We start from the raw sequence: 12,698 nt of genomic DNA, 5'->3' as shown, positions 1-12,698 counted from the left end.
CCTCGGGCTGTGGGGGCTGACTACAGGGCTTTGCCGGGGTTGAAGAGCCCGGCCGGATCGAGCGCGTTCTTCACGGCGAGCTGGGCTTCGCGAACACGGACGGTGAGTTCCTCGGCGGCGAGCGCGCGTTTCACTGTGCCGATGCCGTGTTCGCCGCTCACGGTCCCCCCGACGGCGAGAGCGGCGCGCACGACGGCGTCGGACGCATCGTGGACCGCGGGCGGGACGACGGCGGGGTCCGCGCCGGCGGGGATGGGGAGCGAGATGACCGGGTGGAGGTTTCCGTCGCCGGCGTGCGCGACGGCGCTCACCGAGACCCCGAACCGCGCGGCGATCGCGGGGAATCCCGCGAACAACTCCGCGATGCGCGATTTCGGCACGGCGACGTCGCCACCGGCGAACCACGAGCCCGCGTCGAAACGTCGGCCCGAGCGTCGCAGTTCCCAGAGGACCTCGGCATCCGCGTCGTTCTCGACCTCGACCCGCGCCCCTGCCGCGACGAGCGCGGTCGTCAGTTCAGCGGTCTGCTCGTCGATGCCGAAGCCGTCGAGTTCGATCAGCAGCAGGGCGGCGCCCCGGGCGCTCAGGCCCGAACCCTGCGCCGCGTCGATCCCGTCGAGGGTGATCTCGTCGAGGAACTCGATGACGCTCGGGCGCACGCGAGAGGCGGTGATGGCCCCGATGGCCGCGGCCCCCGCGTCGGTGGAATCGAAGAACGCCGTCAGGGTGCGCCGCGCAACCGGGAGCGGGCGGATGCGCACGGTGGCGCCCACCACGATGCCGAGCACGCCCTCCGACCCGACGAACAGCGAGACCAGGTCGAGACCCGTCACGCCCTTGATCGAGCGGTGGCCCACCGACACGAGGCTGCCGTCGGCGAGCACGACGTCGAGAGCGAGGACCGATTCGCGCGTGACGCCGTACTTGGCGCAGCGCAGGCCCCCGGCGTTGGTGGCGATGTTGCCGCCGATCGTCGAGATGCGCCAGCTGGCGGGGTCGGGGGCGTAGAAGAGCCCCAGGGGCGCCAAGCGCTCGTTGAGCGCGGCGTTGAGCACGCCGGGTTCGACGACGGCGACCTCGTCGGCGGGCGACACCTCGACGATGCGGTCGAGCCGGTCGGTCGAGATGACGAGCTGGTCGGGTTGCGCCGTGGCCCCGCCCGAGAGGCCGGTTCCCGCCCCACGCGGCACGACGCTGACGCCGTGACGGGCGGCGAGACGCACGAGCTGCTGCACGTCACCCACGGTCGCGGGGAAGGCCACCGTCGGCCCGTCGAGCGCCGGATCGCCGCTCCGCGGGGTCGTGCCCGCGTCGTAGGCGAACGCCACCGTTTCGGACGACGGTTGCCGTACGTCGATCTCGGGCGCTTCGCGACGCAGATCGTCGAAAAGCGCGGACACACCCGTGAACGGGGCGGTCGCGGGGGCTGCGCTCATGGGAAGGCCTCTCTCCTCGGGAACAGGAATGACGCCGACCGTAGGCGCGCGCGGCGGCGCGCTCATCTCGAGCGACACCGACCGTCGCGAGGCGTCACCGTCCGACACCCTGCGTTGCGGAGCGTCATAGTCGAGCGGTCGCCGAGCGCGCGCGCTAGATTCCGCCCCTTTCGTCGGTTCGTGACGCCGCAAGACGTTGCGTTACGTCACGCATTGAGACCCGCCTGGGTCCCGGGCGACAGTCGTCAGCACGTCGCCTGACCGAAGGAGCCTCGATGCCCGACCGCATCCACCTCGCCGTCGCCCTGGACGGAGCCGGCTGGCACCCGGCCGCCTGGCGCGAGCCCGGAGCCCGGCCCACCGAGCTGACCTCTGCCCGCTACTGGCGCGACCTCGCCCGCACGGCCGACGCCGCGGGTCTTGTCCTCGCGACGATCGAGGACGCGCTCAGCCTGGGCGGGCGGTCGTTCGAACCGGATGCCGAGACCCGCCGCGACCGCGTCCGCGGGCGCCTCGACGCGGTGCTGCTGGCGTCGTTCCTGACCCCGGCCACGCGGCGGATCGGTCTCGTGCCGACCGCCACGACGACCCATCCCGAGCCCTTCCACCTCGCCACGGGCCTGCAGACCCTCGACCACGTGAGCCGCGGCCGCGCGGGCGTCCGGCTCGTCGCGGGTTCGACGGCGCAGGAGCGGAAGAACTTCGGTCGCCGCGCCGACGGACCGACCGGGTTGCCGGCATCCGGTCGTGTCGAAGACGATCCCGCGCTGCTGGCCGCCTTCCGCGAGGCGGGCGAGGTCGCCGACGTCATCCGGCGTCTGGCCGACTCGTGGGAGGACGACGCGATCGTGCGCGACCTCGAGTCGGGCAGATTCCTCGACCGCGAACGCGTGCACAACGTCGCGTTCGAGGGCGAGTTCTTCTCGATCACCGGGGCGTCGATCGTGCCGCGGTCTCCCCAGGGTCAGCCGCTCATCACGGCGCTCGCGCACCAGACGATCCCCTATCGCTTCGCCGCGGAGCACGCCGACCTCGTCTTCGTCACTCCCTCCGACGCGAACGCCGTCGGAGGCATCCTGGGCGAACTCGACGGGGGCGACGACCTGCGCGTCTTCGCCGACCTGCTCGTGCTCGTCGACGAGACGCGCGCCGGGGCCGAGGCCGTGTGGAGCCGCCTGCAGGACCGCGCTCCGCTCACCACCGATGCCCGGATTGTGGTCGGCACCGCGGACGACGTGGTGGACGAGATCCGCGCGCTCGCCGATGCGGGGGTCGACGGCGTCCGCCTGCGCCCCGCCCGTCTGCCCGCCGACCTCGACGCCATCGCCGACCGGGTCGTGCCGCGGGCGGCGGCCGCCGGCATCCTGCTCCCCGACGACGGCTCCCCCACGCTGCGCGAGCGTCTCGGACTCCCCCGCCTCGCCAGCCGCTACGCCCGTCAGGAGGTCGGCGCATGACCCGCCGCCAGGTCCATCTCGCCGCGCACTTCCCGGGCGTCAACAACACCACCGTGTGGACCGACCCGAGCGCGGGCAGCCAGATCGACTTCTCGTCGTTCGAGCACTTCGCCCGCACGGCCGAGCGCGGCTTCTTCGACTACCTCTTCCTGGCCGAGGGCCTGCGTCTGCGCGAGCACCGCGGGCAGCTGCACGACCTCGACGTCGCGGGACGCCCGAACACCCTCGCCATCCTCACCGCGCTGGCCGCCGTCACCGAGCACATCGGACTGGTCGGCACGCTCAACACGACGTTCAACGAGCCGTTCGAACTCGCGCGACAGATCGGCACCCTCGATCAGCTCTCGGGCGGCCGGGCCGGATGGAACGCCGTGACGAGCTCCGACGCGTTCCACGGGGCGAACTTCCGCCGCGGCGGCTACCTCGACCACGCCGACCGGTACGTGCGGGCATCGGAGTTCGCGGCACTGTCGAAGGCGCTGTGGTCGTCGTGGCGCGACGACGCGGTCGTGGCCGATGCCGAGACGGGTGAGTTCCTGCGCGACGACGCCATCACGCGGGTGCGGCACGAATCCCGTCTATTCGACGTCGACGCGGTGTTCGACGTCCCCCGCTCCCCCCAGGGGCGGCCCGTCATCGTGCAGGCCGGGGACTCCCCCGACGGCCGCGACTTCGCCTCGACCCACGCCGATGTGATCTTCTCGCTGCACACGGAATTCGCCGACGCGCAGCAGTTCTACCGCGACGTGAAGGGCCGCCTCGCCTCGCACGGCCGCGACGAGGACTCGCTGAGGATCCTCCCCGCCGCCACCTTCGTCCTCGGCGACACCGCCGGCGAGGCCCGCGAACGCTCGCGCGAGATCGCGCTCGCGCAGGTGCGGCCCCAGACCGCGATCACCTATCTCGAGCAGATCTGGAATCGCGATCTCAGCGGGTACGACGCCGACGGACCACTGCCCGACCTCGAGCCCGACACGGGGGTCGAGACAGCGCAGGGGTTCGCCGGACGTCACGCCGCGATCCGCGCTCGCGTGGGGCAGCTGCGCGAGCAGGCCACCGCCGAGAACCTCAGCATCCGCGAGCTCGTCATCCGCCTCACCGCGAAGCACACCTTCGTCGGGACGCCGGAGCACGTGGCATCCGAGATCGACCGCTACGTCCAGGAGCGCGCGACCGACGGGTTCACCGTCGTCGGGCACGTCACCCCGCACGGCCTCGACGAGTTCACCGAGAAGGTCGTCCCGCTGCTGCAGGAACGCGGGTCGTACCGCCGCTCCTACGACGAGGGGGCCACGCTGCACGACCTGCTGGGCCTGCCCCCGGTCACCGTGAGCGCCGGGGTGCGATGACCGAGCTCGTGATCGTCGGGGCAGGGCCGCGGGCGGTCATGCTCGTCGAGCGTCTGCTCGCCCGGCGCTCCCCGCTTCCGCTGCGCATCACCCTCGTCGACCCGTTCCCGCCGGGGGCGGGGCGCATCTGGCGACGCGAGCAGTCGCCGCTGCTGAAGCTCAATTCGATGGCGCGCGACGTCACCGTCTTCACCGACGAGTCCTGCACGATCTCGGGGCCGATCCGTTCCGGGCCCTCGCTGATCGAGTGGGCCGAGCGGGTGCGCGCGGGCACGCTCCCCGACGTCGCGATCGACGATGTCGAGCTGGATGCCGAGCTGCGGGGCCTGGGCCCGGACTCCTTCCCGACGCGGCGCCTGCAGAGCGCGTACCTCGACTGGTTCTGGCGGCGCACGGTGGCGATCGCCCCGCCGGGCGTCGAGGTGCGGTGGCACGAGGGTACCGTGCAGTGGGTCGACGACACGGCCGACGGGTACGAGATCGCCCTCGCCGACGGCATCCGTCTGCCCGCCGATGTTCTCGTGTACGCGATGGGGCACAACGCCCGCGAGCTCGAGGGCGAGGCGGTCTCGTTGCGCGAGGCCGCCGCCCGCACCGGGCTGACCTACGTTCCCCCGGCCTTCACCGCCGACGCCGACCTGAGCGTCTTCGCACCCGGCGACGACGTGATCGTCCGCGGGATGGGGCTGGCGTCCGTCGACGCCGTGGTGCTGCTCACCGCGGGGCGGGGCGGTCGCTTCGTCACCGGTGCGGACGGGAGGCTGCGCTACGAGCCCTCGGGCCGCGAGCCGCGGCTGCACCTCGGATCTCGACGCGGCGTGCCCTACCGCTCGAAGGTGTCGTCTCAGCTTCAGGGAGACCCGCCCGTGCGCGAGGTGCTGACCCCCGCGGCGGTCGCCGCGCTGCTCGCGCGCCCCGGCACGATCGACTTCCTCGACGACGTCTGGCCGCTCATCGCGCGCGAGCTCGTGTGGGGCCACTACCGCGAACTCTTCACGGGTCACCCCGAGCGCGTCACGACGACGTGGCAGGCCTTCCGCGAAACCCTTCGCGAGGTGGATGCCGACACCTCGGCCCTCCGCCGGGCCGCCGCCGCGGTGGTGCCCGACCCTCTCGACCGGTTCGACGTGCGCACACTCGACGTACCGCTGGGAGACGAGACGTTCGCCGACGCCGCCGAGGTGCACGAGCGGGTGAGCCGGCACATCCTCGACGACCTGCACCTGCGCACGAACCAGGAGCGCAGCACGGCCCAGGCGCTGTTCCTCACGATCCTGTCGTCGTTCCTGGCACTGGCGGACATCCCGACCGAGCGGTGGAGCGCGCGCTCCCGGGCCGTCGACCTGCCCGTGACCTGGCACGCGTTCTTCAGCTACGTCGCCTCGGGTCCGCCCGCGCACCGTCTGCACGAGTTCCTCGCGCTGGCCGACGCGGGGATCGTCCGTTTTCTCGGGCCCGACGTCGCGGTGCACGTCGACGTCGACCGGGGTTTCGTCGCCTCGTCGCCGCGGACCGGCGGCGACGTGAGCGCTCGAGGACTCATCGACGCGTGGCTTCCCGCCGCGACCGCGTCGGCGAGCGAGAACCCCGCACTCCGCGAGCTGGCCAGTCGTCACGGACGCGAGGTGCACGTCTCGGATGAGACGTTCACCGGCTCGCTCGGGCGCATCGACGTCGACGCCGACGGTCGCGTGATCGCGCGCGACGGGCGGTCGCGCCCGGCGATGTTCGCGATCGGGCCCTTCACCTCGTCGATGGAGGCCGGCGCTTTCACCCGCCCGCGCTCCGATTCGCTGTCGCTGCGCCAGACCGACCGAGTCGCCGGGGCGGTCGCCGCCGCCCTCGCGGCCCGCACCACGGCCGGGGTGCGCTGAGCCCCGCGGAATGCGGGACTCTCGCCGCTGTTGTCTTAAGTGCGCCTCGCCGCACCTCGCCCAGAACGGATGCCATGACCACCACCACCACCCTCCCGCTTCCCGTTCCGCACGCCGACGCCACCGTGCTCGACAACGCCGCCTGGCATTCGCTCGCCGGTCCGCACGCGCGCTTCGCGATCGGCGGCGATCTGGTCAAGCGTTACCCCGAAGACGTCGCCCCGTTCGTGGCCGTGCGCACGTGGGACGACCCGAACGTGTGGGAGGCGCTGCGCGAGCTCGTCGGCCCCGGCGCCGACGTGGGCCTGTCGGGTTTCGAGGGCGAGATCCCCGCGGACTGGCAGTGGGTCGGCGGCGGCGAGGGAGTCCAGCTCGTCGAGACCGATGCCCTGCAGACCCGCCCCGACGACGAGGCCATCGAGCTGAGCGCCGATGACGCGGCCGAGATGATCGACATCGTCGCGCGCAACCAGCCCGGTCCCTTCCGACCCCGTACCTACGAGCTCGGCCGGTACATCGGCATCCGTCGTGAGGGGCGTCTCGTGGCGATGGCCGGCGAGCGTCTGCACCCCACCGGATGGACCGAGATCAGTGCCGTCGCCGTCGACGCCGACCACCGCCGCCAGGGACTCGCCTCACGACTCGTGCTCGATGTCGCCTTCCACATCCAGCAACGCGGCGACCGTGCGCTGCTGCACGCCGCGGCGACGAACCTCGGCGCGATCGCCGCGTACGAGCGCTTGGGCTTCGCGCTGCGTCGCCGCAACAGGTTCGCTGCGGTGCGCACGCCCGCGTGAGCCGACGCTAACGCGTGAGCGCGGTCGCCGTTCCTCGGCGCCGGGGTCCCGGGCTGATGGTCACGCGTCGATTCTGGTCGACGCGGGTGCGTCGCGAAGTCGGGTGTTCGCAGCCGACGCCGCCTGCGTCATACGCCCGAGAAAGGCGCGGATCACGCGCAGCTCGGCCTCCGGTGTCTCGCGGACGGCGGCGGCGACCTCGGCGCCGGCGAAGCCGAGGAAGCGCTCGGTCCCCTCGAGGGCGGTGGCGGTGGGGCGCACGACCACGCGACGGCGGTCGTCGCCTTCGCGGTGGCGCGTGACGTACCCCGCGCGCTCGAGCCGGTCGATGAGCACCGACACCGCGCCCGAGGTCATGCCCATCTGTCGTGCGAGCAGAGCGGGCGACACCGGGCTGCCGGATTGCGCGGCCCACACGATCTGGCCGAGCGCCTCGGCATCCGAGACGGGAAGACCCATCCAGGTCGACAGGTGCCGATTGAGTTCGTCGGATGCCATCGCCCAGTCGCGAAGACCGTGCATCACCCCGACCTCGTCGTCGGACCAGGACGTGGAGAGCGCGTTCACGGAGGTCATGCAATGACTTTACAGTCAAGCGACTTTGCCGTAAAGCTATATGCACCGACCCCCGAGGAGACCGCCATGACCGCACCGCACGCCCTCATCACCGGCGCCAGCATCGCCGGACTGTCCACCGCCTGGTGGCTGCGCACGATCGGGTGGGACGTCACCGTCGTCGAGAGGGCCCCGGCCTTTCGCGACGGCGGGCAGAACGTCGACGTGCGAGGGGTCGCGCGCGAGGTCCTCGAACGCATGGGCCTGACCGACGCGATCCGCGCGAAGAACACCACCGAGACCGGCACCGTGATCGTCGACGCCGATGACAAGGTCATCGCCGAGCTTCCTTCGGACGGGCCCGACGGTGCCACGGCCGAACTCGAAGTGTTGCGCGGAGACTTCGCGCGCGCCGTTCTCGAGTCCCTCCCGAAGGGCGTGCGTTTCGTCTACGGCGCGACCGTGACCGAGGTCGACGAGTCGCGGGCCGACCGGATCGTCGTCGTCACGACCGACGGCGAGCGCCTCGAGGCCGACCTCCTCATCGTGGCCGAGGGCGTGCGCTCAGCCACGCGCGACCTGCTCTTCGCGGAATCGGAGGTGGATGCCGATCCCCTCGGCATCACGATGGCCTTCGGAACGATCCCCCGGGCCGACGGCGACGACGACCGGTGGCGCTGGTACAACGCGGTCGGCGGACGCCAGGTGCACCTGCGCCCCGACCCCTACGGCACCATCCGCGCGATCCTGTCGTACGCGGGCGAGGACGACCTGGTCGGGCGCGACCGCGACGAAGCCCTGCGCGTGCTGCGCGAGCGTTATGCCGACGCCGGGTGGCAGGCGGAGCGCGTGCTCGACGGCTTCGACTCCTCCGACGACGTGTACATCGACGAACTCACGCAGATCCGGATGCCGGGATGGCACCGCGGACGCGTGTGCGTCATCGGCGACGCGGCGTGGTGCGTGACACCGATGGGCGGGGGCGGGGCGTCTTTGGCACTCATCGGCGGGTACGTGTTGGCGGCCTCCCTCTCGCAGGTCGAGGGGCGCCCCGACCGCGACCGGCTCGACGAGGCGCTCGCCTCGTTCGATGCGTGGATGCGGCCGCTGGTCGACGAGATCCAGGGTTTTCCGCGCGGGATGCTCAAGCTCGCGTACCCGCATTCGCGGCTCGGGCTCGCCGCACGGGGCGTGCTCATGAAGGTCATGACCGCACCGCCCCTCTCGCATTTCACGGCGAAACTGACGCAGGTCGCCGACACCGACCGGGAGCTGCCGGCGCTGCGAGCGTCGAGCGACCACACGTAGAACGTCGTCGCGGCGGGGCAGCGGCGTGCCGGACTCCGAAAGATCCCGGCATCCACTCTCCCGCCGCCTCGCGGCGCGCGGTTATCGCAGCCGGATCACCCGGAGCGCGGCATGGGGTGGTCGACGCGCGTCAGACGTGGAAGACCGAGTGCAGGTCGCCGCCGAGCGCCTCGCGGCCGCCCAGGCCGTCGATCTCGAGCAGCGTCGCGATGCCGATGACCTCGCTACCCACGGCCTCGAGCAGTTCGCGGCCCGCGCCGAGCGTGCCACCGGTGGCGAGAACGTCGTCGAGCAGCAGCACGCGAGCACCGGCTGCGGCGTCATCGTGCATCTCGATCCGCGCCGAGCCGTACTCGAGGTCGTACGAGACGCTCGCCGCGGGCCGGGGCAGCTTGCCGGCTTTGCGGATCGGCATGAGCCCCACGTCGGCGGCGATGGCCGCCGCCCCCGCGAGCAGGAAGCCGCGGGCCTCGACCCCGGCGACGGCGTCGAAGCGTCCGGCGAACGGCGCGATCAGCGCGTCGACCACGACCCGCAGCGCCGCGGCGTCGGCGAGCAGCGGCGTGATGTCGCGGAACACGATCCCGGGCTTGGGGTAGTCGGGGATGCTCGTGATGAGCGATTCAGCACGGGCGAGGGCGGAGGCGTCGGGCACCGACCCAGCCTAATCGCGGCGCCCGCGGGGCGGGGCTCGCGGGCGGCAGGCGCACGGCGGGCGCGGACGGGCGGGCTCACGGCGGGCGCGGACCGGCGGGCTCACGGCGGGCGCGGACGGGCGGGCTCACGGTGGGCGCTCGCCCGACGCATCGAGTGTCCAAGACACCCGGACACTTCGAAAATTTGTCCGGGTGTTTTGGACACTCAAGGAGCGTTCACACCCCGAGGCGCGGACCGCTCGCACCCCGGCCGACACCACCCACCCCACCTCGCTACGCCCGCCGCGATTCACCCGCCGCCCACTTGACCACGATGCAAGCGCTTGCACTAACGTGGACACCATGACTTTCACGCAGGAAGAGGCGCAGGCCGACCTCGTCTCCGCGCCCGGCTCCGAGTGGTGGCACACCGCCGTCATCTACCAGATCTACCCCCGCTCCTTCGCCGATGCATCGGGCGACGGCCTCGGCGATCTGCCCGGCGTCACCGCGCACCTCGACGACCTGAAAGAGCTGGGGGTGGATGCCATCTGGCTCAGCCCCTTCCAGACCTCACCGCAGAAGGACGCGGGCTACGACGTCGCCGACTACCGCGACGTCGACCCGATCTTCGGCACCCTCGCCGACTTCGACGAGATGCTCGCGGGTGCGCACGAGCGTGGCATCCGGGTCATCGTCGACCTCGTCCCGAACCACTCCAGCGACCAGCACGTCTGGTTCCAGGAGGCGCTGAAGGCCGCTCCCGGCAGCCCCGAGCGGGCGCGGTACATCTTCCGCGATGGCAAGGGCGAGAACGGCGAACTGCCCCCGAACAACTGGGAGAGCGTGTTCGGCGGCGGCATGTGGAAGCGCATCACCGAGGCCGACGGCACTCCGGGCCAGTGGTACCTGCACATCTTCGACGAGAGCCAGCCCGACTTCGACTGGACCAACGACGAGGTGCGTGCGGAGTTCCGCGACATCCTGCGCTTCTGGCTCGACCGCGGGGTCGACGGTTTCCGCGTCGACGTCGCCCACGGCCTCATCAAGGCCGAGGGCCTGCCCGACTTCACGCCCGACCCCGAGGGCGGCTCGATGGGCGGCGACGCCGAAGAGGTGCCGTACTGGGGTCAGCCCGGCGTGCACGACGTGTGGCGCGAGTGGCACGAGGTGCTCGCCGCGTACGACGGCGACCGCGCCCTGTGCGCCGAGGCGTGGCTGCCGACCATCGAGCAGACGGCTCTCTGGGTACGTCCCGACGAGATGCACCAGGCGTTCAACTTCCACTACCTCGAGACGAAGTGGGATGCCGCCGCCCTCCGCGATGTCATCTCGGAGTCGCTGAAAGAGTATGCCGCCGTCGGCGCCCCGAGCACCTGGGTCCTGTCGAACCACGACGTCGTGCGCCACGCCTCGCGCCTCGCGCTGACCGCCGAGAACCCCCAGGGCGCGGGAATCGGCCCGAAGTCCCCGGGTCAGCCCGATCCGGTGAAGGGCCTCCGCCGCGCCCGCGCGGCGACGTCGCTGATGCTGGCTCTCCCCGGTTCGTCGTACCTGTACCAGGGCGAGGAGCTGGGCCTGCCCGAGGTCATCGACCTCCCCGACGACGCGCGTCAGGATCCCACGTGGTTCCGCACGAACGGTGAGCGCTACGGCCGCGACGGCTGCCGCGTACCCATCCCGTGGACCGCGGACGCTCCCGCCTACGGCTTCAACACCACGGGCGCGTCGTGGCTGCCCCAGCCCGCCGAGTGGGCCGAGCTCGCGCACGATGTGCAGGTCGACGATCCGGCCTCGACGCTGACCCTCTACCGGTCGCTGCTCGCCGAGCGTCGCGAGCGGGGCCTCGGCGCGGGCCACCTGGAGTGGCTCGACGAGTACGGCGACGACGTGGTGGCCTTCCGCAACGGCTCGCTGCTGGTGGTGGCCAACCTCGGCGACGGACCTGTCGACCTGCCCGCGGGCGAGGTGCTCATCGCGAGCGGCCCCCTCGACGGCGATCGCCTGCCGACCGACACGACCGTCTGGATCGCGGCGGCCTGAGCCGCGGCATCCCGAACGCGTTCACCCGGAAGCACGAGACCGTGGTCGGTATCGATGACGTCGCCCGCGCGGCGGGGGTGTCGACGGCCACGGTCTCGCGCGCGTTGAGCGGGCGCGGGCCGGTCTCGACCGCCACCCGTGAGCGCGTGCTCGTAGCGGCGGAGGAGCTCGGGTACGTCGTCTCGGCGGCCGCGTCGAGCCTGGCGACCGGACGGGCGCGGGCGGTGGGCGTGGTCGTGCCGTTCCTCGACCGCTGGTTCTTCAGCACGGTGCTCGCGGGCATCTCCGATGCTCTCGTGCGCGAGGGCTACGACATCACGCTCTACAGCGTCAGCGGCGACCCGGTCGAGCGTCACCGCGTCTTCGACGACCACCTGCGCCGCCGCCGCATCGACGCGGTCATCACGATCGCCCTCGAACTGGATGCCGAGGAATCGGCGTCCCTGCGCGGGCTGGGCGTTCCGATCGTCGCGATCGCCGGGCCCAACCCGCTCCTGACGACCCTGACGGTCGACGATCTCGCCGTGGGACGCCTGGCGACGGATCACCTGCTCGCGCTCGGTCACCGGCATCTCGTGCACATCGGAGCGGATGCCGCGACCGCCGCGGGTTCGACCGTGCCGGGCCTGCGACGTCGAGGCTTCGTGGAGCAGCTGGCGGCAGCGGGTATCACCGACGCCGTGGTGGAGCCGGCAGACTTCACGATCGAGGGTGGCTCCGCCGCGGCGACCCGCGCCCTGACCGCCGCGAACCCGCCGACCGCGCTCTTCGCCGCCTCGGACGAGATGGCGATCGGGGCGATCCTCGCCGCGCGCGAACTCGGCCTGCGCGTCCCCGAGGACGTGTCGATCGTCGGTGTGGACGGACACGAGCTCGGCCGGTGGTTCTCCCTCACCACCGTCGATCAGTTCGCACGGGGTCAGGGAGGACGTGCGGCCGAGGCGGTGCTCGCCGCCCTCGACGGCGCCGAGCCCGGCCGGGGCCTCGGCACGTTGCCCTTCGAGCTGGTCGACCGCGGCTCGACGGCGGCGATGGCGCGCTGAGGCACCAGTCGGGACGACAAGACAGGGGCGGCCATGGTCCTTCTGTCCGCCCGCCATCAGCCACGACCATTCAGTCCACGTTGACGCGATGGGTGAACTCGAGGCTCAGCCTCATAGAACCAATGTCCCCCGAAGTACCTACATAAAGAATCACTCGTTCGTAACTATGTTCGCCTCAAGGAATTCATCCAAAGGGGGCAC

General features: G+C 71.8%; 10 protein-coding genes. 7 read left to right on the top strand and 3 right to left on the bottom strand.

The features are described 5' to 3' along the window. Window positions 1–20: 20 nt before the first annotated feature. A complete protein-coding gene (locus NE358_RS00810; protein ID WP_289940502.1) occupies window positions 21–1,436 on the bottom strand; it encodes an FAD-binding oxidoreductase in 1,416 nt (471 codons plus the stop codon). 275 nt (window positions 1,437–1,711) lie between these two features. Here NE358_RS00810 and NE358_RS00805 point away from each other — a divergent pair, with 275 nt between their 5' ends. The 4 genes from NE358_RS00805 (at window position 1,712) to NE358_RS00790 (ending at window position 6,913) form a co-directional block, all read left to right on the top strand. Further along, complete coding sequence (locus tag NE358_RS00805; RefSeq protein ID WP_289940500.1) at window positions 1,712–2,893, top strand: LLM class flavin-dependent oxidoreductase; 1,182 nt, start codon at window positions 1,712–1,714, stop codon at window positions 2,891–2,893. Beyond that, window positions 2,890–4,242, top strand: coding sequence for an NtaA/DmoA family FMN-dependent monooxygenase (locus NE358_RS00800; protein ID WP_289940499.1), 1,353 nt, complete (start codon window positions 2,890–2,892; stop codon window positions 4,240–4,242). The genes NE358_RS00805 and NE358_RS00800 overlap by 4 nt, the downstream gene beginning before the upstream one ends. Next, on the top strand, window positions 4,239–6,116 hold the full coding sequence (locus tag NE358_RS00795) for an FAD/NAD(P)-binding protein (RefSeq protein ID WP_289940497.1): 1,878 nt from the start codon (window positions 4,239–4,241) through the stop codon (window positions 6,114–6,116). The genes NE358_RS00800 and NE358_RS00795 overlap by 4 nt, the downstream gene beginning before the upstream one ends. A 74-nt stretch (window positions 6,117–6,190) precedes the next feature. Continuing rightward, the gene (locus NE358_RS00790) at window positions 6,191–6,913 is read left to right on the top strand and encodes a GNAT family N-acetyltransferase (protein WP_116238835.1); all 723 of its coding nucleotides are present in this window, start codon (window positions 6,191–6,193) and stop codon (window positions 6,911–6,913) included. Between the two features lie 60 nt (window positions 6,914–6,973). Here NE358_RS00790 and NE358_RS00785 read toward each other — a convergent pair whose 3' ends face one another. Continuing rightward, a complete protein-coding gene (locus tag NE358_RS00785) occupies window positions 6,974–7,489 on the bottom strand; it encodes a MarR family winged helix-turn-helix transcriptional regulator (protein ID WP_103207034.1) in 516 nt (171 codons plus the stop codon). A gap of 66 nt (window positions 7,490–7,555) precedes the next feature. On the opposite strand from NE358_RS00785, the gene NE358_RS00780 reads away from it, so the two are divergent. After that, on the top strand, window positions 7,556–8,776 hold the full coding sequence (locus NE358_RS00780; protein ID WP_289940490.1) for an FAD-dependent oxidoreductase: 1,221 nt from the start codon (window positions 7,556–7,558) through the stop codon (window positions 8,774–8,776). Between the two features lie 130 nt (window positions 8,777–8,906). On the opposite strand, the gene NE358_RS00775 is transcribed toward NE358_RS00780, so the two are convergent. Next, the gene (locus NE358_RS00775) at window positions 8,907–9,431 is read right to left on the bottom strand and encodes an adenine phosphoribosyltransferase (protein WP_103207036.1); all 525 of its coding nucleotides are present in this window, start codon (window positions 9,429–9,431) and stop codon (window positions 8,907–8,909) included. A gap of 343 nt (window positions 9,432–9,774) precedes the next feature. Here NE358_RS00775 and NE358_RS00770 point away from each other — a divergent pair, with 343 nt between their 5' ends. Both NE358_RS00770 and NE358_RS00765 read left to right on the top strand, forming a co-directional pair. Further along, window positions 9,775–11,454: a glycoside hydrolase family 13 protein gene (locus NE358_RS00770; RefSeq protein WP_289940487.1), complete on the top strand. Its 1,680-nt coding sequence runs from the start codon at window positions 9,775–9,777 to the stop codon at window positions 11,452–11,454. Window positions 11,455–11,495: 41 nt separating this feature from the next. Then, on the top strand, window positions 11,496–12,497 hold the full coding sequence (locus NE358_RS00765; protein ID WP_141378406.1) for a LacI family DNA-binding transcriptional regulator: 1,002 nt from the start codon (window positions 11,496–11,498) through the stop codon (window positions 12,495–12,497). Window positions 12,498–12,698: the final 201 nt, after the last annotated feature.

The sequence above is a fragment of the Sphingomonas sp. G5 genome (assembly GCF_052660795.1).
Note: the sequence above shows the minus strand (reverse complement) of the source record. Positions and strands in the feature narration are given on the sequence as shown.

Coding starts and splice junctions, on each gene's coding strand:
- NE358_RS00810 (WP_289940502.1), bottom strand. CDS start 1,436: ATGAGCGCAGCCCCCGCGACCGCCCCGTTCACGGGTGTGTCCGCGCTT.
- NE358_RS00805 (WP_289940500.1), top strand. CDS start 1,712: ATGCCCGACCGCATCCACCTCGCCGTCGCCCTGGACGGAGCCGGCTGG.
- NE358_RS00800 (WP_289940499.1), top strand. CDS start 2,890: ATGACCCGCCGCCAGGTCCATCTCGCCGCGCACTTCCCGGGCGTCAAC.
- NE358_RS00795 (WP_289940497.1), top strand. CDS start 4,239: ATGACCGAGCTCGTGATCGTCGGGGCAGGGCCGCGGGCGGTCATGCTC.
- NE358_RS00790 (WP_116238835.1), top strand. CDS start 6,191: ATGACCACCACCACCACCCTCCCGCTTCCCGTTCCGCACGCCGACGCC.
- NE358_RS00785 (WP_103207034.1), bottom strand. CDS start 7,489: ATGACCTCCGTGAACGCGCTCTCCACGTCCTGGTCCGACGACGAGGTC.
- NE358_RS00780 (WP_289940490.1), top strand. CDS start 7,556: ATGACCGCACCGCACGCCCTCATCACCGGCGCCAGCATCGCCGGACTG.
- NE358_RS00770 (WP_289940487.1), top strand. CDS start 9,775: ATGACTTTCACGCAGGAAGAGGCGCAGGCCGACCTCGTCTCCGCGCCC.